General features: G+C 59.6%; 20 protein-coding genes. 17 read left to right on the forward strand and 3 right to left on the reverse strand.

The features are described from left to right. The first annotated feature begins 5 nt into the window (after window positions 1-5). The 6 genes from ACOQFT_RS20765 to ACOQFT_RS20790 are packed head-to-tail and all read left to right on the forward strand — an operon-like array spanning window position 6 to window position 5,690. Window positions 6-605: an amino acid synthesis family protein gene (locus tag ACOQFT_RS20765; RefSeq protein WP_170324713.1), complete on the forward strand. Its 600-nt coding sequence runs from the start codon at window positions 6-8 to the stop codon at window positions 603-605. After that, on the forward strand, window positions 577-1,356 hold the full coding sequence (locus tag ACOQFT_RS20770) for an alpha/beta fold hydrolase (RefSeq protein WP_421599741.1): 780 nt from the start codon (window positions 577-579) through the stop codon (window positions 1,354-1,356). Before ACOQFT_RS20765 ends, ACOQFT_RS20770 begins: the two co-directional genes overlap by 29 nt. Then, window positions 1,353-2,261: a flavin reductase gene (locus ACOQFT_RS20775; protein ID WP_421599742.1), complete on the forward strand. Its 909-nt coding sequence runs from the start codon at window positions 1,353-1,355 to the stop codon at window positions 2,259-2,261. The genes ACOQFT_RS20770 and ACOQFT_RS20775 overlap by 4 nt, the downstream gene beginning before the upstream one ends. A 12-nt stretch (window positions 2,262-2,273) precedes the next feature. Beyond that, the gene (locus ACOQFT_RS20780; RefSeq protein WP_421599743.1) at window positions 2,274-3,308 is read left to right on the forward strand and encodes an LLM class flavin-dependent oxidoreductase; all 1,035 of its coding nucleotides are present in this window, start codon (window positions 2,274-2,276) and stop codon (window positions 3,306-3,308) included. 8 nt (window positions 3,309-3,316) lie between these two features. Further along, window positions 3,317-4,795 (forward strand): aldehyde dehydrogenase, encoded by a 1,479-nt coding sequence (locus ACOQFT_RS20785; protein WP_421599744.1) that lies wholly within the window; start codon window positions 3,317-3,319, stop codon window positions 4,793-4,795. Between the two features lie 28 nt (window positions 4,796-4,823). Beyond that, window positions 4,824-5,690 (forward strand): urea carboxylase-associated family protein, encoded by an 867-nt coding sequence (locus tag ACOQFT_RS20790; RefSeq protein ID WP_421599745.1) that lies wholly within the window; start codon window positions 4,824-4,826, stop codon window positions 5,688-5,690. Here ACOQFT_RS20790 and argE read toward each other — a convergent pair. Then, complete coding sequence (gene argE / locus ACOQFT_RS20795; protein WP_421599746.1) at window positions 5,687-6,844, reverse strand: acetylornithine deacetylase; 1,158 nt, start codon at window positions 6,842-6,844, stop codon at window positions 5,687-5,689. The two genes, ACOQFT_RS20790 and argE, sit on opposite strands and share 4 nt — an antisense overlap. Then, window positions 6,841-8,025 (reverse strand): M24 family metallopeptidase, encoded by a 1,185-nt coding sequence (locus ACOQFT_RS20800; RefSeq protein WP_421599747.1) that lies wholly within the window; start codon window positions 8,023-8,025, stop codon window positions 6,841-6,843. Before ACOQFT_RS20800 ends, argE begins: the two co-directional genes overlap by 4 nt. Window positions 8,026-8,111: 86 nt before the next feature. Here ACOQFT_RS20800 and ACOQFT_RS20805 point away from each other — a divergent pair, with 86 nt between their 5' ends. From ACOQFT_RS20805 to ACOQFT_RS20855, 11 genes are all read left to right on the forward strand, one after another. Further along, window positions 8,112-9,155 carry a pyridoxal-phosphate dependent enzyme gene (locus ACOQFT_RS20805; protein ID WP_421599748.1) on the forward strand — a complete coding sequence of 348 codons (1,044 nt, stop codon included), beginning with the start codon at window positions 8,112-8,114 and terminating at the stop codon, window positions 9,153-9,155. Further along, window positions 9,152-10,297 carry a M24 family metallopeptidase gene (locus ACOQFT_RS20810; protein WP_421599749.1) on the forward strand — a complete coding sequence of 382 codons (1,146 nt, stop codon included), beginning with the start codon at window positions 9,152-9,154 and terminating at the stop codon, window positions 10,295-10,297. The genes ACOQFT_RS20805 and ACOQFT_RS20810 overlap by 4 nt, the downstream gene beginning before the upstream one ends. Further along, the gene (locus ACOQFT_RS20815; protein WP_421599750.1) at window positions 10,294-11,001 is read left to right on the forward strand and encodes a maleate cis-trans isomerase family protein; all 708 of its coding nucleotides are present in this window, start codon (window positions 10,294-10,296) and stop codon (window positions 10,999-11,001) included. Before ACOQFT_RS20810 ends, ACOQFT_RS20815 begins: the two co-directional genes overlap by 4 nt. A gap of 147 nt (window positions 11,002-11,148) precedes the next feature. Next, window positions 11,149-12,240, forward strand: a complete 1,092-nt coding sequence (locus ACOQFT_RS20820) for an ABC transporter ATP-binding protein (protein ID WP_421599751.1) — start codon at window positions 11,149-11,151, stop codon at window positions 12,238-12,240. Between the two features lie 111 nt (window positions 12,241-12,351). Beyond that, the gene (locus tag ACOQFT_RS20825) at window positions 12,352-13,443 is read left to right on the forward strand and encodes an extracellular solute-binding protein (RefSeq protein ID WP_421599752.1); all 1,092 of its coding nucleotides are present in this window, start codon (window positions 12,352-12,354) and stop codon (window positions 13,441-13,443) included. A 66-nt stretch (window positions 13,444-13,509) separates the two neighbouring features. Continuing rightward, a complete protein-coding gene (locus tag ACOQFT_RS20830; protein ID WP_421599753.1) occupies window positions 13,510-14,781 on the forward strand; it encodes an ABC transporter permease in 1,272 nt (423 codons plus the stop codon). A 5-nt stretch (window positions 14,782-14,786) separates the two neighbouring features. Further along, the gene (locus ACOQFT_RS20835) at window positions 14,787-15,998 is read left to right on the forward strand and encodes an ABC transporter permease (RefSeq protein WP_421599754.1); all 1,212 of its coding nucleotides are present in this window, start codon (window positions 14,787-14,789) and stop codon (window positions 15,996-15,998) included. Between the two features lie 160 nt (window positions 15,999-16,158). Beyond that, entirely contained in the window at window positions 16,159-17,379 is a 1,221-nt protein-coding gene (locus tag ACOQFT_RS20840; protein WP_421599755.1) for an aminopeptidase P family protein, read from the forward strand. Window positions 17,380-17,522: 143 nt separating this feature from the next. Beyond that, complete coding sequence (locus ACOQFT_RS20845; protein WP_421600077.1) at window positions 17,523-18,332, forward strand: glycosyltransferase family 25 protein; 810 nt, start codon at window positions 17,523-17,525, stop codon at window positions 18,330-18,332. Between the two features lie 117 nt (window positions 18,333-18,449). After that, window positions 18,450-18,818, forward strand: coding sequence for a group I truncated hemoglobin (locus ACOQFT_RS20850; protein WP_421599756.1), 369 nt, complete (start codon window positions 18,450-18,452; stop codon window positions 18,816-18,818). Beyond that, window positions 18,815-19,873, forward strand: a complete 1,059-nt coding sequence (locus ACOQFT_RS20855; RefSeq protein WP_421599757.1) for an adenylate/guanylate cyclase domain-containing protein — start codon at window positions 18,815-18,817, stop codon at window positions 19,871-19,873. Before ACOQFT_RS20850 ends, ACOQFT_RS20855 begins: the two co-directional genes overlap by 4 nt. Window positions 19,874-19,876: 3 nt before the next feature. Here the strand turns inward: ACOQFT_RS20855 and ACOQFT_RS20860 are convergent, their stop codons facing one another. After that, window positions 19,877-20,491, reverse strand: coding sequence for a TetR/AcrR family transcriptional regulator (locus ACOQFT_RS20860; protein WP_421599758.1), 615 nt, complete (start codon window positions 20,489-20,491; stop codon window positions 19,877-19,879). Window positions 20,492-20,508: the final 17 nt, after the last annotated feature.

The following is a 20,508-nucleotide window of genomic DNA, read 5'->3' on the forward strand; positions in this document are numbered from 1 at the left end:
CGCTCGTGGAGCCAAACATTCGGAAAATCGTGACCTATGACGAAGAGGTTCTGGTCGAAGGATTTCGCAAGGCCGAGCGCCCGTGGCGGATGTTTGCAGTGGCCGCGGTGGTGTCAAACCCCTGGGCGGGCCGCTATGTCGAAGACCTGCGGCCCGAAATTCTGAGCTTTGCGCCGATTCTGGGCGAAGAGCTGACCAGCCGGATGATCGCGTTGGCGGGCAGCGGCGACGCCATCGAAGCGTATGGCAAGGCCGCGGTGGTGGGGTTGGATGGCGAGGTCGAGCATGCCTCGGGCCTGATCCACACGCTACATTTCGGCAATCATTTCCGGCAGGCGGTGGCGGCGAAATCCTATCTGTCATTCACCAATACGCGCGGTCCGGCCAATGCGCCGATCATGGTTCCGTTGATGGACAAGAACGATGCGGGTCGCCGGTCCCATTACCTGACGCTGCAATTCGCCATTCCCGACGCCCCGCGCGCGGATGAGGTGGTGATCGTGCTGGGCGGCGCAACCTCGGGGCGTCCTCACCATCGGATCGGAGACCGGTATCAGGATTTGAAGGATCTGGGTCATGACGTGGACAACCCGGCCTCGGTCTGAATTCAGCAATCTGGCCGCGATTGATGCGGGCACAGGGCCGCTGGTCGTTCTGCTGCACGGTGTCGGCTTGCGGGCCGAGGCCTGGGGCGGGCAGATCGAGCCGTTGGTGTCCACCGGGTTTCGCGTGCTGTGTCCCGATATGCCCGGGCATGGCGAAACCCCGTACACTTCGGCCAGCGGGCTGGACGGCTATGCCGCTCCGGTTGCTGCGATGATACAGGAACCTGCCGTATTGATCGGGCATTCGATGGGGGCGCTGATTGCAACGCATATCGCGGCCTTGGGAAACCCTAATGTCAAAGGCGTTGCCGCTTTGAACGCTGTTTATCAGCGGCCGGAAGCAGCCCGACAAGCGGTCTTGTCGCGGGCGTATGCGTTGGATGAGGCGCACCCAAATGACCCGACGGTCACTCTGCAACGGTGGTTTGCCAAGGATGCGTCAGCGGAACGCGATGCCTGCGCGCACTGGCTGCAAGAGGTCGATCCGCGCGGATACAAAGCGGCCTACACGGTGTTCGCCGAAAGCGATGGTCCTACCAAGGCGCAGCTGGCGGCAATTGACTGCCCTGCCGTGTTTCTGACGGGAGCGGACGAGCCGAATTCAACCCCCCGGATGTCGCGCGACATGGCCAGGTTGGCGCCACAGGGACGGGCGGAAATCATCCCGAATGCGGCGCATATGATGCCGATGACCCACGCGGATGCGGTCAACGCCATCCTGCTGCGCTTGCTGCAGGAGTGCTTGCCATGACGACGCTTGATCCGCGCGCCCTGCGTGATGCCTTCGGCAGCTTTATGACCGGTGTGACGGTGGTGACAACACGCGATGCGACCGGCGCTCCGGTCGGGTTCACGGCCAATTCCTTTTCCTCCGTCTCCCTCGATCCGCCGTTGTTGCTGGTCTGTCCGGGGAAGTTCCTGTCCAGCTACGAGGTTTTCACCAACTGCAGACACTTCGCCATCAATGTTTTGGCCGAGGGGCAGCAGGACGTCTCCAACACCTTTGCTGGGTACAAGGGAGATCGGTTCGCCAAAGTCGCCCACCGGAACGGTGTGCACGACCTGCCTCTGATCGACGGGGCGCTTGCGCAGTTCTGCTGTGAAACGCATCAAGCCATCCCCGCGGGAGATCATACCATTCTGATGGGTCAAGTGTGCGAGTTCTCGCACGCTGCGGGTGACGGCCTTGGCTATGTAAGCGGGTCTTATTTCAGCCTTGGGCTGGAGCGTGAGATGGACTCGAAAGTGCCAACACTTTGCGGCGCAATCATAACGGCAGATGACAAGGTTCTGTTGGAGCATCAAGACGGGCGTTTCCGCCCCGTTCAGGTCGCGGGGGCCGAACCCGGTGGCCAGCGAAACAGGCTGGCGCAGGGGCTGGCCAAGCGGGGCATTCAGGCGCGGATCGATCAGGTCTATTCCGCGTTCAACGATGCGGATACCAAGCTGCACTACACGTTCTTTCTGGCCTCGGTCGAACTGGCAGCGCCACCTGAAAACACCCGTTGGGTCGCGGTCGAAGACCTGCCCAACCTGACCTATGCCACCCCCGGCATTCACCACATGATGTCCCGCTTCGCGCGTGAGGCTCAGACCGGCGATTTCGCCCTGTATCTGGGCGACGCCGAACGGGGCGACATTCACGATTTTCGCTAAAGGAGCCGGATGATGGAGTTTTCTCTGTTTGCCCATATGGAGCGTCTGACGCCCGACCAGCCGCATGACGTTCTCTATGATGAATTTGTCGGTCTGGCGAAAATGGCCGATGAGGGTGGAATGCGTGCGGTCTGGACTGGTGAGCATCACGGGATGGAGTTCACCATTGCGCCCAACCCTTTCCTGCCTCTGGTCGATCTTGCGCACCATACCAAGAATGTGCGGCTGGGAACGGGGACGGTAATCGCGCCGTTTTGGCATCCGATCAAACTGGCTGGCGAGGCTGCGGCGGCGGATCAGATCACCAAGGGTCGCATTGAATTGGGGGTCGCTCGCGGCGCCTATTCGTTTGAATACGAGCGTTTGGCACCGGGCATGGACGCGTGGGAGGCCGGGCAAAAAATGCGCGAATCAACGCCTCTGCTGCCGAAGATATGGCAGGGCGACTGCGCCCATGAGGGTGAGTTCTATTCCTTTCCGGCCACGACTTCGGCCCCGAAGCCAATGCAGGATGGTGGCCCGCCGATCTGGATCGCGGCGCGTGATCCCAACAGTCACGAATTTGGCGTGCATAATGGGTTCAATATTCAGGTCACCCCGCTTTGGCAGGGGATGGACGAGATCGAAACGTTAATGGGCCGTTTCAACGAAGCCTGTGGCAGCTATGCCGGACCACGGCCAAAAATCATGCTGCTGCACCACACCTATGTTGGCAAAGACGACGCCGATGTGGCGCAAGGGGTCGAGGACTTGCGGCGCTATTACAATTATTTTGGTGCGTGGTTCCTGAACAAACGACCCATTCAGCAGGGGCTGATCGAACCGATCTCGCAACAGGAAATGGACGCAAACCCGATGTACACAACCGAGAAATTGGGCCGTGACCTGACCGTCGGAACCGCGCAGCAAGTGATCGACCGGATCAAACGTTACGAGGATCTGGGCTATGATGAGTTTTCGTTCTGGATCGACAGCGGCATGACCAACGACCGCAAACGCGCCTCGCTGGCGCGGTTCATCGACGACGTCATGCCAGCCTTTCAGTGAGGACAACCATGGGAAACCTTCCGCATTTTCAACTGTTCATTGATGGCGAATGGACCGAAGGGTCAGAGGCTCAGGTCATGACCTCAGAAAACCCGGCGACCGGGCAGGGATGGGCGACATTCGCCTGCGCGTCGGCCGGGGATATTGAACGCGCAATTGCCGCAGCCAAACGGGTTCTTGACGATCCTGAGTGGCGGGACATGACTCAGACTGCGCGGGGAAAGCTGCTCTATCGTTTGGCTGATCTGGTTGCCGAAAACGCCGCGCGTCTGGGAGAGTTGGAGACAACCGATAGCGGTAAGCTGCTGGCGGAAACCTCGGCGCAAACGGGATATGTGGCGGACTACTACCGCTATTTCGCAGGGCTTGCGGATAAGGTCGAAGGCACAGTTCTCCCCATCGACAAACCCGATATGCACGTCTTCACCACGCGCGAACCCATCGGGGTTGTCGCGGCTATCGTGCCGTGGAATGCGCAGATGTTCCTGACGGCCACCAAACTGGGTCCGGCCCTCGCAGCGGGGTGTTCGGTGGTGTTGAAAGCCTCGGAAATCGCGCCTGCGCCGATGCTGGAATTTGCGCGTTTGATCGAACAGGCCGGGTTCCCGCCCGGCGTCGTCTCGGTCATTACCGGAGACGCCGAAAACTGCGCCATTCCGCTGACCCGCCATCCCGATATTGACCGAATTGCCTTCACCGGAGGGCCGGAAACCGCGCGGCATGTGGTGCGCAATTCGGCAGAGAACTTTGCGGTGACCTCGCTGGAATTGGGTGGCAAGTCCCCAATCCTCGTGTTTGACGACGCCGATCTGGACGGCGCGGCGAACGGGCTGATCGCGGGGAACTTTGGTGCGTCCGGTCAAAGCTGTGTGGCGGGGACGCGCGGGCTGGTGCATCGGCCCATTCTGGAGCCATTGATTGAACGGATCGAACAGAAGGCCAGCGCCATTCGCTTGGGTGACCCGCTGCACTCTGATACTCATGTTGGCCCGCTCTGCACCGCAGCGCAGGTCCGAAAGATCGAGGCGACATTGGCCTCGGCGCAAGGGCAGGGCGCGGTGATCCGATTTGGCGGTGCGCCTGCGGATCGTCCGGGCAACTACATGACGCCAACGCTGGTTCAATGCACCTCACCCGAGACCGAAACGCTGAAGGTTGAGATGTTCGGGCCGGTGATGTCTCTGCTTCCTTTCGACACCGAAGACGAGGCCATCGCGCTGGCGAACAGCACGCCCTACGGGCTGGGTTCGGGCGTCTTCACGCAGAATCTGGCGCGGGCGCATCGGGTATCTAAACGGATCAGGGCGGGGATTTGCTGGGTGAACACCTACCGTGCGATCTCTCCGATTGCGCCGTTTGGCGGGTTCAATCAGTCAGGCTATGGGCGTGAGGCAGGGGTTGAGGCGATCCTGGACTACACCCGGACCAAAACCACCTGGATCAGCACCGCGCAAGAGCCGATGGCGAACCCGTTTGTAATGCGCTAAGCCTGTGTAAACGCAGGGGAGGGCGCTGATGAAATTGGAGAAACCGAATTTTGTAGCACCAGCGGACGCGAATGAGCGCAAGGCCGTTCCTCCGGTCATCTGCTACCCCCCCGAGACGTTGGAACAGCCGAATCTCGCTGCGCTAACCACGCTGCGGGTAGGGGCCGGCAAAACGGCCGAGGCTATCGCAGCACCACGGGATGCCACTTGTATCGACGTGCCTGCGGGGGCGTTTGTTCGGGTGTTGTCGGTCGATGGCCCGCAGGTCGGTGACTTGAACATGTGGAACAAACATGACCTGACCGAGCGGTTCTATTCCGGAAAGACCCGCGCTTTGCACGGAACCCACCTGTCGACCGGCGACCGCATGTGGTCGAGCTTTCCCAACATGCGGCCAATGGCGACCATCGTGAACGATACGTTGGACTGGTATGGGTTCGATGCCTTTGGTGGCTCGGTCCATGACGTGATCGGGACGCGCTGTGATCCCTATACCGGACGGTTGCTGTCGGGCGATGACTACCACTATTGCTGCCATTCCAACCTGACCCGCGCCCTGGCCAGCCATTGCGATCTACCGCTGCATGAGGCCGAGATGCTGGTACATGATGTGCTGAACGTCTTCATGTGCACCGGCTTTGCCCGCGACACCGGGCAGTATTTCATGAAGGCCAGCCCGGTGCGTCCGGGGGACTATCTGGAATTCTTCGCCGAGATCGACCTGATCGTTGGGCTCTCGGCCTGTCCCGGCGGCGATTGTTCGTCCGAACATTCGTCGGACGCTGCGGCCTGTTTTCCGCTGGTGATGGAGGTCTATGATCCCGGCGAGGAGGTGCGTGCAGCGCATGTGCAACCGCCGCGGTCCTCTTATGACCGTACCCATGGGACAGGTTAAGACGTCAGGCGGCGCCCCAAACGGTTCAACATCCGGCAGCACAAGTCGAGCTGTTCGATCTCGACATACTCATCGGCCTTGTGCGCCTGTGTGATCGAACCCGGCCCGCAGACAATCGCGTGCACGCCGAGTTGCTGGAACAGTCCGGCTTCGGTGGCAAAGGCGACGACGCCCGTGCCATTGGCGCCGGTCAGTTCGGCGACCAGTTCGCGGGCGGCGTTTTCGTCCATGGGTTCCAACCCTTCGACCTCGGCTACGGCCTCTTGTGTGATGCTGGCCTCGGGATGAACGGCCTGCATTTCCGGCAGGAGAGTGTGCTGCACATAGTCCGACAGGGTATTGCGCACCAGTTCCGCATCGCTGGATTGAACGGGGCGCATTTCCCATGCGACCTCGGCCTTGCTGGCGATGACGTTATGAGCAACGCCGCCCGAGATGCGCCCGACATTAACCGTGGTCCAGGGTGGTTCGAACGGGCTGCCCTTGGGCGTGCGGGATTTCAGGATGTGACGTAACTCCAGCAGCTTGCCGATATAGCGCGCCGCGTATTCCGCCGCGTTGACACCGTCATCGGGGGCCGAGCTGTGCCCTTCGAGGCCGACAAAACTGGTGGTGTATTCGAAGCAGCCTTTGTGCCCTTCGATTACCCGCATTTCGGTCGGTTCTCCAATGATCGCGATATCCGGAACAATGCCGCGCTCGGATAGGTCGTTCACCAGGTTCTGCGCGCCCAGACAGCCGGTTTCCTCGTCATAGGTAAAGGCAAAATGCAGCGGTTGGGTCAGTTTGCTGGTGTCCACTGTCTCAGCAAAAGCAAGGGCGGCGGCAATGAACCCCTTCATGTCGCAGGTGCCGCGACCATACAACCGACCGTCCCGTTCGGCCATCTGAAATGGATCCGTGGTCCAGTCCTGATCGGCCACGGGAACCACATCCGTATGGCCCGACAGAAGAATGCCTCCGGGCATGTCCGGCCCCAGCGTGGCGAAGACATTGGCCTTGGCTCCGGTCGCATCCCGCGTCTCAATGCACCGCGCGCCCAGCGCCTCAAGCCGTTCGGTGAGGTAGCGACTGATCTCAAGGTTGCTGTCTGCGGACACCGTTTCAAAGGCGATCAGGTCGGCCAGGATTTCGGTGGTTCTGGTCAGGGTCATGGTTTCACAAACAGTTTGCGGGGCCGGTCGCAGAAACACTCGGCGGGTCCGGATTCGGTGATCAGGATCGACTCGGTGATCTCAAGGCCCCAGTCGTCCATCCAAAGGCCGGGCATGAAGTGGAAAGTCATTCCGGGTTCCAGAACAGTCTCATCTTCGGCGCGCAGGGATATGGTGCGTTCGCCCCAATCTGGTGGATAGCTGAGGCCCACCGGATAGCCGCAGCGTGCACCGCGCTCGATCCCGGCGCGTTCCAGCGGCGCGGCCAGCGCCAGTGCAATATCTCGCGCTTGGTTGCCCGCACGGGCGGCATCCAACCCGGCCTCAAGCCCTTCGACCAGAGCGGCCTCGGCTCGTAACAGGTGGTCGGGCGGCTGGCCCAAAAAAACGGACCGACAGAAGGGCGTGTGATAACGGCGGTAACAGCCGGACAGCTCGAAAAACGTGCACTCGCCGGATTTGAAGGGCGCGCCATCCCATGTCAGATGCGGGGCGGCGGCGTCCGGACCAGAAGGCAGCAGAGGCACGATGGCGGCGTAGTCCCCCCAATCGCTGTCCACGCCCGAGATCGCATCGTGATAAATCTGCGCGACCAACTCGTTCTTGCGCAGCCCCGGTTCAACCCGCTCCAGCACGCCGTCGATCACGTGTTCCGAAATCCGGGCGGCCTTGCGCATCAGGGCAATTTCTTCACCCGATTTCACAGCGCGCTGCCAGTTCACCAGCGCGTTCGCGTCGACCAGTTCGGCCTGCGGCAGCTCTGACAGCAAGGTCAGATGCGCCTTGGCCGAGTAGTAATAGCTGTCCAACTCGACCCCAATCCGTCCCGAACCCAAGCCGCAGTCGCGGATCAGCGCCGCAAGGTCCTGCATCGGGTGTCGGATGGTCGATTGCACATAATGGTCCGCATAACCGAATATCCGATCGTCCGGCATCCAGACCGTGCGCCGCGCGCCGTTGGCATCCTGACTGCGGCCCCACCAGATCGGATCGCGGTCATGCAGGACCAGAACGCCCTGATGCACGTAGAAGGACCAGCCCTCATACCCCGTCAGCCACGCCATGTTCGACGGGTCTTCGACAAACAGCGCGTCCAGACCAGCGGCGGCCATGGCTGCACGCGTCTTTGTCAGCCGACGATCATATTCAGCCTGGCTGAAAGCCGGATCGGCATGGGCCATGGGTTGCTCCGTGCGGTGTCTGAGTTTTGTTGACAGAACTAGACGAATCCGATCACGTCAATGGGCAACACAGGGAAGACGTTCAGTTGAAAATCACATCCAACCCGTATCGTGCCGGTCAGAAACTGATCGAGGGCGCACCGTTTCCGTCTACGAATGTGGCGCGCGCCTCGGAATTGATCGCGCGTTGCCTGTCTGCTGCCGAAACCCCTTTGCGCGATGTGCAGGGGTTGGCAGATGTCGCGAACCTGTGGGTCAAGGATGAACGTGGGCGGATGGGGCTGGGATCGTTCAAGGCTTTGGGCGCGGCCTATGTCATCGCGCGCCATGCAGCAGAGATTGCCGAGACGCCGGACAACACAACGCTGCCCGGTCGCACCTATGTTACGGCCAGCGCGGGGAACCACGGCCTAAGCGTGGCGTCGGGTGCGCGCAGGTTCGGGGCCGACGCGGTAGTCTATATCGCCGAGACCGTACCCGAGAGTTTTGCCGAACGCTTGCGTGAACAAGGCGCGAAAGTTGTGCGCGAGGGCGCCGACTACGCGGCCAGTATGGACGCCGCCAGCAATGCGGCGCAGGATAACAGCTGGACTCTGCTGTCGGACAGTTCGTGGGAGGGTTATTTCGACCTGCCGCACATTCTGATGGAAGGGTACTTGCAGATGGCGGCCGAGGCCGCCCGGCAATGCCCGCAGGTGCCGACTCATATCATCTTGCAGGCCGGTGTCGGTGGAATGGCGGGCGCGGTTGCGGCCTATGCGCGAACCGTCTGGGGGGACGCGCCGCAGATCATCGTGGTCGAACCTGATGCGGCCCCGGCGTTGCAGGCCAGTATCGAGGCCGGCGCCTGCGTTTTCGCCGACGGCCCCGACAGCGTGATGGGGCGGCTTGATTGCAAGGAACCGTCGTTGATCGCTCTGAACGGGTTGGCCCGCGATGCTGACAGGTTCCTGACCCTTTCCGATGCGCAAGTGACCGGGCATCTTCCCGCCATGGCCGCGGCGGGTATCGCCACCACTGCGTCAGGCGGGGCGGGGGTTGCGGCTGTCATGAATTCCGAAGTGCGCCGGGCTCTGGGCATCGGAGCAGATGCCCGTGTCTTGTGCTTCCTGTCCGAGATTGCTGAATGAGGGGCTTTGAGGCGTCCGAATTCCGCGCGCGAACGGACAGCGCACAGCGCTTGATGGAGCAGGCGGGCCTTTCGGCGCTGTTGCTGACGACCGAGCCAGAGATCCGCTATTTCACTGGCTACCTCACCCGCTTTTGGGAAAGCCCGACGCGCCCCTGGTTTCTGGTCCTTCCCGCGGCGGGCAAACCGATTGCAGTGATCCCGTCGATCGGAGCGGCGTTGATGACCCAGACATGGGTGGACGATATCCGCACCTGGAGCGCCCCGACTCTGGACGACGACGGTGTCAGCCTGCTGGCCGACACTCTGCGCGAGGTATGTCCGGCGGATGCAGTCATCGGCCTGCCGGACGGGCACGAGACCCATGTCCGTATGCCGCTGGCCGATCTCAACCGGTTGCAGCAGGGGCTGGGCAAGCGTCGTTTGGGCAGTGACGAAGGTATTCTCCGCGCCCTTCGGATGGTCAAATCCCCGGCCGAGATTGCCAAGATCGAAACCGCCTGCGCCATTGCCGGTCGGGCCTTCCAGCGCGTGCCCGAGATTGCCGGTGAGGGCGCTGCACTGGACGAGGTCTTCCGCCGATTTCAGATGCTGTGTCTGGATGAGGGCGCAGATTGGGTGCCTTACCTCGCCGGTGGCACCGGGCCGGGCGGGTATACGGATGTGATTTCACCGGCCCGCGCCACGGCGCTGCAACCCGGTGATGTATTGATGCTGGATACTGGGTTGGTTTGGGACGGGTATTTCTGCGACTTCGACCGCAACTGGTCGGTCGGAGCAGCCAGCACTCAGGTACGCGATGCCTATGCAACGCTGATCGAAGCCTCGGGCGCCGCATTCGAAGCTGCGCGCCCGGGTACAACGGCGTCAGAGCTGTTTCACGTCATGAACAAGGTGCTGTCCCGCACCTCGGGTGAGACTGGCGCGGGGCGGTTGGGGCATGGTTTGGGGATGTCGCTGACGGAATGGCCATCTTTGATCCCCTCCGATCATACGGTTCTGGAACCGGGAATGGTTCTGACGCTGGAACCCGGCATTGCGGTCGGCGACAAAATCCTCGTGCACGAGGAGAACATTGTTATCACCGAAGGGGCACCGCGCTTCATCAGCCCCAGAATCGGCCCGGAGTTGCCCGAGATATGAGTTATCTGCCCTACACGCTGGACAAGGACGATCCAGACGCCACGCCGATGGGGTTGATCGTCTTGCAAACCGACGAGACGATCGAACCCGAGTTCAACGCCTATTTTGCCGACCAGCGTGCGCCGGTGTATGTGTCGCGCATTCCCAGTGGGGCAGAGGTGACGAAAGACACTCTGGCGGAAATGGAGAAAGCCCTGCCTGCCGCCGCGGACCTGTTACCCAAGATTCGCCCCTACAAGGTGGTCGGATACGGGTGTACATCGGCCAGTTCGGTTATCGGGTCCGACCAGATCGAACGGATGGTTCGGAAAACCTGCGATACCGCTGTGGTCACCAATCCGCTGCGCGCGGCATCTGCCTGTGCGGCGCATTTGGGTGTTTCGAAATTCGCACTGCTGTCACCCTATATCGAAGAAGTGAACGAACCGCTGCGCCGGGCGTTTGCTGAAAACGGGGTTGTTATGGATGTGTTCGGCTCGTTCGGAGAGGCAGAAGAATCGAAAGTTGTACGCATTTCGCAGCGTTCCGTGGTGGATGCAGCGCTGAAACTTGGAGCTGATCCATCGGTTGAAGCTGTTTTCATAAGCTGCACGAATTTAAGAACTTTTGATGCAATCCCTGAAGTAGAAAACCGCCTGAAAAAGCCGGTTTTGTCCAGCAATCAAAGCCTTGCATGGCACATGCGGGACCTGAATTCAGCCTAGTGGCAATGCAGACGCAACCGAAAATGTCTGACCTTTGTCACATTTTGGTTGCGCGTTACGTCTCGCATGTCTTTTAATGAGGCCAATAGGTCTTTGAGATCCGGATAAACCGGGCAAACAACAGACCACAGGGAGCCAAGTTGGTATATGTCAAATGACGCAGCGTTCGTCGAGTTTCAGCGTGTCCAGAAGTCCTATGATGGCGAAGTACTCGTTGTAAAAGATTTAAACCTCTCAATGCCAAAAGGTGAGTTTCTGACAATGTTGGGCCCGTCGGGGTCCGGCAAGACAACTTGCCTGATGATGCTGGCCGGGTTTGAAACCGCCACGCATGGCGAAATCATGCTGGACGGGAAGCCGATCAATAATATCCCGCCGCATAAGCGAGGCATCGGGATGGTTTTCCAGAACTATGCCCTGTTTCCGCATATGACCGTGGCTGAAAACCTGTCCTTTCCGCTGGAAGTACGGAAAATGGGCAAGGATCAGCGTGAGGAAAAGGTGAACCGCGCGCTGGATATGGTGCAGATGGGGGCATTTGGCAGCCGCCGCCCGGCACAACTCTCCGGTGGTCAGCAGCAGCGGATCGCACTGGCGCGTGCGCTGGTGTTCGAACCAGAGCTGGTTCTGATGGACGAACCGCTGGGCGCGCTGGACAAACAGTTGCGAGAACATATGCAGTTCGAAATCACCCGTCTGGCGCATGAACTGGGGATCACCACCGTTTACGTGACCCACGACCAGACCGAGGCGCTGACAATGTCGGACCGTGTCGCCGTGTTCGACGACGGCCGTATTCAGCAACTGGCTCCGCCGGACCTTCTGTATGAAGAGCCTGAAAATAGCTTTGTTGCGCAATTCATTGGTGAAAACAACACATTGGAAGGTGTTGTTAAGTCAATCGATGGCGACTCGTGCGTGGTTGTTCTGGATGACGGATCCGAAATTGATGCCAAGCCGGTGAACGTCCACAATGCGGGCGAACGCACCAAGGTTTCTATCCGCCCCGAACGCGTCGAGTTCAACAAGGACCGTTTGCACGCCGATGCGCATACGCTGAAGGCCACGGTGAAAGAGTTCATCTATATGGGCGACGTGTTCCGCTTCCGCCTGTCCGTGGCGGGCAATGATGACTTCATCATCAAGACCCGGAACGCGCCGGATGCGGTCAGGTTGCGCCCCGGCCAGGATGTCGAGATCGGCTGGCTGGCCCAGGATTGCCGGGCGTTGGACGCCTGATTCTGGAATTCCCCGTGTGATCCGCCCGGGTGCGCGGGACATCAGATGATCGGGTTGCCCCGTGATCCGATCCTCAAAGCTAAAATTAACGGGTAAAACAGGGAGTTAACAATGAAAGTTACCAAAACCACTCTTTTGGCAAGTGCGGTTGCCGCAATTGCCGGTGGCGCGATGGCTGAAGAGATGACGATCGTCTCGTGGGGCGGCGCATACTCCAAATCGCAGCTCAAAGCGTATCACGAGCCCTATTCGGAAAAGACCGGTATCACCATCCTGAATGACGACAGCTCGAACGAAGCGGTCGCCAAACTGCGTGCGATGAACGAAGCGGGTAACATCACTTGGGATGTGGTTGATGTTGTGGCCTCGGACGCGATCCGTCTGTGCGACGAAGGTCTGGCGCTGGAAATCGACTTCGACACCCAACTGGCTCCGGCGCCGGATGGCACACTCGCATCCGAGGATTTCGGCGATCTGCTGGTCAGCGACTGCTTTATCCCGCAAATCGTGTATTCGACCACTTTCGGCTATCGCACCGATCTGGTCGGCGACACACAGCCCAGCGACATCTGCGCAGTGTTCGACCTGGAAAACTATCCCGGCAAGCGTTCGCTGGAGAAGCGGCCGATCAACAACATGGAATGGGCACTGCTGTGTGATGGCGTTGCCAAGGACGACGTCTATGACGTTCTGGCAACTCCGGAAGGGCAGGATCAGGCATTGGCCAAGCTGGACACGATCAAGGACAGCGTTGTCTGGTGGTCTGCAGGTGCCGATACGCCGCAACTGCTGGCTGATGGCGAAGTTGTTATGGGTTCGACCTATAACGGTCGTTTGTTCAGCGTGATCGAAGAGCAAAAACAGCCCGTCGCTATGCTGTGGGACGCACAGGTTTTCGACCTGGACGGCTGGATCATCCCGGCGGGCCTGAGCGAAGAGCGTCAGCAGCGCGCGTTGGACTACATCATGTTCGCAACCGATACGCAGCGTCTGGCGGATCAGGCCAAGTACATTTCGTACGGTCCGGCCCGTGCTTCGTCGGCACCGCTGGTTGGTCAGCACGCTGAACTGGGCATCGACATGGCACCGCACATGCCGACCGATCCGGAAAACGCCAAGAACACGTTCCTGTATAACTACGAGTTCTGGGCGGACTACCGCGACGATATAGACGCGAAATTCCAGGCATGGCTGGCACAATAAGCTTGTCTTGATACGCAAGGTCGGGGCCGCCAATGGCCCCGACCCACCAAAGACCAAGGGACGCAGATGACTGACGCTACTCAATCCGGTCCGATGCTGGCCGCAGATGGCACGCCACTGAAGAAATCACTGGCGCGATCCCTGCGCCGCCGCAAACTTCGGGCGCTGGCCCTTGTTGCGCCCTTGTTGCTGTTTGTTCTGCTCTCTTTCGTGATCCCGATCGTTTCGATGCTGTTCCGCTCGGTCGAAAACGGAATCGTTGCCGAAACGCTCCCACTGACTGTGGTTGAGCTGAAGAATTGGGATGCCGAGAGCAGTGAGCTGCCCGACGAAGCCCTTTACGCCGCCTTTGCCAAGGACATGGTCGAGGCTGTTGAGGCAAAAACGCATACCAGACTTGGCACGCGTCTGAACTATGAACAGACTGGAATGTCTTCGATGTTCCGTAAATCTGGACGCAAAATCAAGCGCCTGGACCCCGAGGCTGATGCGCCGTTCAAGGAAAAGCTGATCGAGATTCATGACGGCTGGGGCGATGTCGAAACTTGGCGCACGATCAAGACCCATGCGGTCCCGATCACCAATGGCTATTTCCTGAACGCCATCGACATGCGCCGTACGCCCGAAGGCGCGCAGGCGCAGCCCGAGGACAAGCAAATCCTGGTCAAGCTGTTTGGACGCACGCTGTTCATGTCGCTGATCATCACCGGGTCCTGCATTTTGCTGGCTTATCCGGTCTCGTACCTGCTGGCGACGCTGCCAATGCGGGTTTCCAATCTGCTGATGATCCTTGTCTTGCTTCCGTTCTGGACGTCGCTGCTGGTGCGAACTTCTGCATGGAAGGTCATGTTGCAACAGCAGGGCGTGATCAACGAAACGCTGGTCTGGCTGGGATTGGTCGCGGACGATGCGCGGCTTGTGATCATCAACAACCAGTTCGGAACGATCATTGCCATGACGCACATCCTGCTGCCGTTCATGATCCTGCCGATGTATTCGGTGATGCAGACCATTCCGCCATCCTATACCCGCGCGGCCAAGTCGATGGGGGCGACCAACTGGACGACCTTCTGGCGGATCTATTTCCCGCAATCCATTCCGGGTATCGGAGCGGGGTCCATCCTCGTATTCATTCTGGCCATCGGTTACTACATCACACCCGAGATCGTGGGCGGCACCAAGGGTGTCTTCATCTCGAACCGGATTGCCTACCACATCTCGTCCTCGCTGAACTGGGGTCTGGCGGCGGCGCTGGGGGCGATCCTGCTGGCGGTCGTTCTGTTGCTCTACTGGTGCTACGACAAGATCGTGGGCATCGATAACGTGAAACTGGGATAAAGATCATGGCAGCACTTACACCTATATCCCGCAAGCCGTTGTCGGTCGTCCTGCCGGCGGTCGCCATTGCCGGAGGTTTCTTCGGTATGTTCGTTGGGGCCGGGCAGGGCAATGTCCTGCTGGGTGTCCTGATCGGTGCCGCACTGATGGCAGGGCTGGCCTGGGTCTATATCACTCTGCTCGACAATGAACGTGTTGCGCGCTGGATTACCGTTCTGGGGCTTGCCGCGATCGGGTTTTTCTTTGCCGGGTTCACCGGCCTGATCGTCGGGCTGCTGGCGGGGTGGTTCTTTGCCTTTTTCATCTTCTGGCTGTACGAAGGGCGTTATCGGCAAAAGCTGTTGCCTTATCTGACAGGTCGGCAGGTGTTCGAACATTACCTGTTCCGCGTGATTTGCGGTGCCATCTTTGTCTTCCTGATCACGCCGATCCTTGTGGTGCTGCCACTTTCGTTCAACGCGCAGGACTTCTTCACCTTCACGCCTGAAATGCTGCGTCTGGACCCCGAGGGGTATTCGCTGAAGCATTACCGCGATTTCTTCACCAACAATGAATGGCAGCGCAGCTTCAAGAACTCGCTGATCATTGCGCCGATTGCGACGATCATCTCGGTGTCGCTGGGGACGCTGGCAGCCATCGGCCTCAGCCAATCGCATGTTCCGGGGCGCCGGGCCATCATGGGCATCCTGATCTCACCGATGATCGTTCCGCTGATCATCTCGGCGACGGGGATGTTCTTTTTCTACAGTGACATCGGGCGGTTCCTTGAGGGGACTCTGGGTATGGACAAGAACTTTGTGGGCTATGTGAAAGTCGTTCTGGCCCACGCGGTTCTGGGTATTCCCTTCGTGATCATCACTGTGACTGCGACTCTGGTGGGCTTTGATCAGTCGCTGACGCGGGCGGCTGCGAATATGGGGGCAGGGCCGGTGCGGACCTTCTTCAAGATCCAGATGCCGCTGATCCTGCCGGGCGTGATCTCGGGCGGCCTGTTTGCCTTCATCACCTCATTCGACGAGGTCGTGGTGGTGCTGTTCGTCGGCTCGGCCAGTCAGAAAACGCTGCCATGGCAGATGTTTACCGGTCTTCGTGAGCAGATCAGCCCGACCATTCTGGCGGTGGCGACCATCCTTGTGGTGATCTCGATTGCGCTGCTGACCACGGTCGAACTGCTGCGGCGTCGGTCCGAACGTCTGCGGGGCCTCAGCCCGGCTTGACGCGACTCGAAAGCTGATTTAGCGATTTCACCATGCACTCCGGTCACGATGGCGTCGTGACACAAGGCGGGGTGCATGGCTCTCGGTTCCCGAGGCCGCTTGTCCTGAACGCCGGGGCTTGTGGCCGGGCGGTGCTTGTCCGGCATTGAGGAGAGACCAAATGACCGATCTGCAAAATCGCCCCGAGTTCTTTACCAGCCACAACGGCGACAAGGCTCCGCTGCCTTTCAGCAAGGCGGAATACGCCCGACGTCTGGCCAGCCTGCGCGCGACGATGGCGGCGCGCGATATCCCGGCGGTGCTGCTGACGTCGATGCACAACATCGCCTATTACTCGGGCTTTCTGTATTGCGCGTTCGGCCGTCCGTATGGCTGCGTGGTAACACAGGACGCATGCACAACCGTGTCGGCGAATATCGACGCGGGGCAGCCATGGCGTCGCTCGGTCGAGGAAAACGTCATCTACACCGACTGGAAGCGGAACAACTATTGGCGCGCTGTGGCCGGTTTGATCGGTTCCGCTCGTCGTATCGGGATCGAGGGCGATCACATGACGCTGGCCATGCGGGATACGGCGCTGGACATGTTGGGTGCGCCGGAACTGGTGGATATCGCCCCCGATACGATGGCCGCGCGGATGGTGAAATCCGCCGAAGAAATCGAACTGATCAAAGGCGGTGCGCGTACGGCTGACGTTGGCGGCGCGGCCATCCATGCCGCGATCCGTGAAGCTGCGACCGAAATCGAAATTGCGATGGCCGGACGTGACGCGATGGAGGCCGAGATCGCGCGCGCCTATCCGGATGCCGAATACCGTGACACGTGGGTTTGGTTCCAGTCTGGCCTGAATACCGATGGCGCACATAACCCGGTTACCAAACGGGCGTTGCAAAAGGGCGATATCCTGTCGCTGAACACGTTCCCGATGATCTCGGGTTACTACACCGCTTTGGAACGGACCCTGTTCCTTGGCGAACCCGATGCTGAAAGCCTGCGTATCTGGAAGGCCAACGTTGCCGCACATGAGCTTGGTCTGAGCCTGATCAAACCCGGTGCGACATGCTCGGGTATCACGGCCGAGATCAACCGCTTTTTTGCAGATGAAGGGCTGCTGCAATACCGGTCCTTTGGCTACGGCCATTCCTTCGGCATTCTCAGCCACTACTACGGCCGCGAGGCCGGGTTGGAACTGCGCGAGGATATCGATACGGTGCTGGAGCCGGGCATGGTTGTGTCGATCGAACCGATGCTGTGGATACCCGAGGGCCAGAAGGGCGCAGGCGGATACCGCGAGCATGACATTCTGGTCGTCGAAGAAACCGGTGCCGAGAATATCACCGGCTTCCCTTATGGGCCGGAACATAACACGATCAGCGCCTGATAGCGTTGCAGGGAAGGGTCGCCGACCCTTCCTGACATCCAACCCGAGGGCGGGGTTGATTGTCCGGTTCAGCGGTGTGTATCTGACGATACTGCTGGAAAGGATATGCCGTGGGACAATTCGAACTGCCATCGGGAACGGGTGTGTGCTTTATCAACCTCGATCGGGTGCCCGAGAGGGCCTCTTTCATGGAAGCTCAGTTCGCTCACACAGGTCTGGTCGGCGCGCAACGATTCAGTGCGGTTGACGGGCAACTCCCCGGAGCGCTTGCGGGTAATGGCTATGCCCCCGGAACCGGCAGCCGCTGGGGCCTGAAACAAAGCGAAATCGCCTGTTTCGAAAGCCACCGGGCCGTTTGGCAGGCCGCTGTGGATCAGGGTTTGAAGGCGGTTGCGGTCTTTGAAGATGACGTTGAAATGTCTGCCCAAGCCGGGAAGGTCATTACTGCGCTGCTGGATGGCGGAGACGGGTTTGACCTCATCAAACTGGACTACTCTCCGCGTTCCATGCGGTTTGGTCCGTTGCAGAAGGTCGCGGATGTCCCGGTCAGACCGATGCTGGAAATGGCCCCCAGCGCGGCCGCTTATGTCGTCACCCAGGCGGCCTGTCGAAAACTGTTGTCTTGGTCCGAGAGGTATTCGGACCACCTTGATGATTTCATTTCGATTCCGCGCCCTGATTGGCGCATGTATCAGTGCTTTCCGGCGGTCGGGGTGCAGATGATCTGGTCCAAGCAACAGGATCAGACGGCAGAAACCGTCAAGGTCAGTGAGCGGTCGCAGGACCAGAAAACCAACAGTGGTCTGGACAAGGGGCCTTTGTGGTTCCGCGCCCGGCGCGAGCTGCAAGCCGCTGGGCGCAAACTGTATTGGCGTGCGGGTGCTCAGCGCCGTTTGCTGAATGACGGCGGGTTTATCGGGTTCATTCCGTGCGCCGATGACCTGAGCGTGTGACCGCAAATTAGGCTCTGAATCCCCTGATATCAGCCCCGCAACGCATAAGCGTTAACAAAACTGTTGATTTGATATAACCTTGCAGTGTTGTTTGTGGTTAACGTTTGGGTGTTTGGTGTGGGGCAGACAATTTACGAAAGATACGGCGGGTTCAAAACCATCAGCCGGATCGTGATGACATTCTACGAAATGGCTTTGGAATCCGATCAGATCGGCGGCCATTTCGAAGATATTGATATGCCGCGCCTGATCGACCACCAAACCAAGTTCGTGTCTTCCTTGGTGGGCGGGCCTGCATCCTTCAGTGATGATCGGATTGAAGCGGTTCACCGACACCTCAATATCTCTCATGCGGACTTTGACGAGATGGCTGAGCTTTTCGGCGAGGCGCTGGCCATGCATGGTATGGAGGAAAGCCATATCAAGATCGCCCTGAGTGCTATCGAGGCCAAACGCGCGATCATTGTAGCGCGCGACGCCGCATGAGTATTCTGGCCATCAACGAACAGCTGCTTCGGGCGATCGGAGTTGGTGTTGCGGTCGTGCGCGCTTCGGATCTGAGCTTTGTTTTTCACAACGGGCCATTCGCGGAATGGTTCGGGAAGCCAGAAGAAGGGCAGACGCTGCTGGATTTGATTCCGTCGCTTGATCCGCGCGAGTTGGAGGACGTAAAGCAATCCGGCCTGCGGTATTCGGTTGAGCTGCAGATCAAGCCAAAGCGCAGAACGCTTATTTTTGCGACGACCGTTTCGCTGGCAAATGGCCTGTCCGAACAGGTTCTGGTTGTCGAATGCCAGAACATCACCCGCATCCGCGAATTGGAAAGCATGATCGACAGCTACTCGACCATGGTCGAGCGCAACACGCGGGAATTGGAGCGCGAGAAAGAGCGGGTGGAACGGCTGCTGCTGAACCTGATGCCGCGCGCGGTGTACGAAGAGTTTAAGACGTTCGGCGTTGTCACGCCTCAGCTATTCGATCAGGTGTCGGTGGTGATGCTGGATTTCGTGGGCTTCACGGATTTCGCGGCCAAGACCGACCCGACAGTGACGCTGAGCGAGCTGAACGACATTTTCACCGCCTTCGACCGCATCGTTGAACAGTTTGGGTGTGAGCGGATCAAAACCATCGGTGACGCCTACCTTGCCGTGTCGGGGATGCCGGACGAGACGCCGGATCACGCCACCGCCGTGGCGCATTGCGCGGTGCGGTTCCTGCGGTATCTTGAGCGGCGCAATGAAAGCCATCCGCATAAATGGCAGGCCCGGGTCGGGTTGGGCATGGGGGCCGCTGTGGGCTCGGTCGTGGGGATACAGAAATACGTCTATGACGTGTTCGGCCCGGCGGTGAACATTGCCGCGCGTCTGCAAGTCTTTGCAAACCCCATGAATATCGTTGCTCCGGAAGAGATGAAATACGCTCTGATCGACGAGTTTCAGGTCTCGGACATTGGGCGCGTCGACATTAAGGGCATGGGCGCGATGGATCTGATCAATGTGACTTCTGGCCTTAGCGTGCCGCAACCGTTGTCGCGTTTCTGACCCCTAATCGTCCTGCGGAACCAACCCTAGGCCGCGAAGATAGATGCCGATTCCGGACTCCAGCAAATCCTCGGGCGGGAAGGGAGAGCTTGCGCCGGTATTGCGGGCGAACAGTTCAACAACGCCATGGCTCAAGGCCCAGATATGGGCGCTGAACATCGACGCGGGCGGGCGTTTTTCAGGCGGGATGTGCTGTGACAGATCCGAGGCCGCTTTCTCCAGCACCGCTTTCGCCCTGTTCGCCGCCAGCGCCAGTTCGGGTGTGCGGTTGATGGAAATACCGCTTTCGAACATTGCGATGTAATGACCTGGATGCTTGCGCGCAAAGGCCAGATAGGCGCGACCCGTCGCTTCGAACGCCGCCAAGGCCGAAGGCTGGCCCTTGTCATAGGCGTATTGAATCAGATCCGCGAACATCTCATACCCCTGACGGGCGGCCTCGGCGATCAGGTCTTCGCGCCCGTGGAAATGCCGATAGACCGCAGCTGGCGTTACACCTGCGGTTTTTGCGGCCTCGGACAGGGTAAATCCAGTCGGGCCTTTTTCCTCGATCAAAGACAGCGCAGCCTCGATCAGAGCCTGTTTCAGGTTCCCGTGGTGATACCCGCGTTTCGTCATCCCCGTTTCAGGTGCCT

The sequence above is a fragment of the Ruegeria sp. MALMAid1280 genome (assembly GCF_049195285.1).
GTDB lineage: Bacteria > Pseudomonadota > Alphaproteobacteria > Rhodobacterales > Rhodobacteraceae > Ruegeria.

Coding starts and splice junctions, on each gene's coding strand:
- ACOQFT_RS20860 (WP_421599758.1), bottom strand. CDS start 20,491: ATGACGAAACGCGGGTATCACCACGGGAACCTGAAACAGGCTCTGATC.
- ACOQFT_RS20800 (WP_421599747.1), bottom strand. CDS start 8,025: ATGGCCCATGCCGATCCGGCTTTCAGCCAGGCTGAATATGATCGTCGG.
- ACOQFT_RS20835 (WP_421599754.1), top strand. CDS start 14,787: ATGGCAGCACTTACACCTATATCCCGCAAGCCGTTGTCGGTCGTCCTG.
- ACOQFT_RS20840 (WP_421599755.1), top strand. CDS start 16,159: ATGACCGATCTGCAAAATCGCCCCGAGTTCTTTACCAGCCACAACGGC.
- ACOQFT_RS20825 (WP_421599752.1), top strand. CDS start 12,352: ATGAAAGTTACCAAAACCACTCTTTTGGCAAGTGCGGTTGCCGCAATT.
- ACOQFT_RS20855 (WP_421599757.1), top strand. CDS start 18,815: ATGAGTATTCTGGCCATCAACGAACAGCTGCTTCGGGCGATCGGAGTT.
- ACOQFT_RS20830 (WP_421599753.1), top strand. CDS start 13,510: ATGACTGACGCTACTCAATCCGGTCCGATGCTGGCCGCAGATGGCACG.
- ACOQFT_RS20770 (WP_421599741.1), top strand. CDS start 577: ATGACGTGGACAACCCGGCCTCGGTCTGAATTCAGCAATCTGGCCGCG.
- argE (WP_421599746.1), bottom strand. CDS start 6,844: ATGACCCTGACCAGAACCACCGAAATCCTGGCCGACCTGATCGCCTTT.
- ACOQFT_RS20790 (WP_421599745.1), top strand. CDS start 4,824: ATGAAATTGGAGAAACCGAATTTTGTAGCACCAGCGGACGCGAATGAG.
- ACOQFT_RS20785 (WP_421599744.1), top strand. CDS start 3,317: ATGGGAAACCTTCCGCATTTTCAACTGTTCATTGATGGCGAATGGACC.
- ACOQFT_RS20780 (WP_421599743.1), top strand. CDS start 2,274: ATGGAGTTTTCTCTGTTTGCCCATATGGAGCGTCTGACGCCCGACCAG.
- ACOQFT_RS20820 (WP_421599751.1), top strand. CDS start 11,149: ATGTCAAATGACGCAGCGTTCGTCGAGTTTCAGCGTGTCCAGAAGTCC.
- ACOQFT_RS20775 (WP_421599742.1), top strand. CDS start 1,353: ATGACGACGCTTGATCCGCGCGCCCTGCGTGATGCCTTCGGCAGCTTT.
- ACOQFT_RS20810 (WP_421599749.1), top strand. CDS start 9,152: ATGAGGGGCTTTGAGGCGTCCGAATTCCGCGCGCGAACGGACAGCGCA.
- ACOQFT_RS20815 (WP_421599750.1), top strand. CDS start 10,294: ATGAGTTATCTGCCCTACACGCTGGACAAGGACGATCCAGACGCCACG.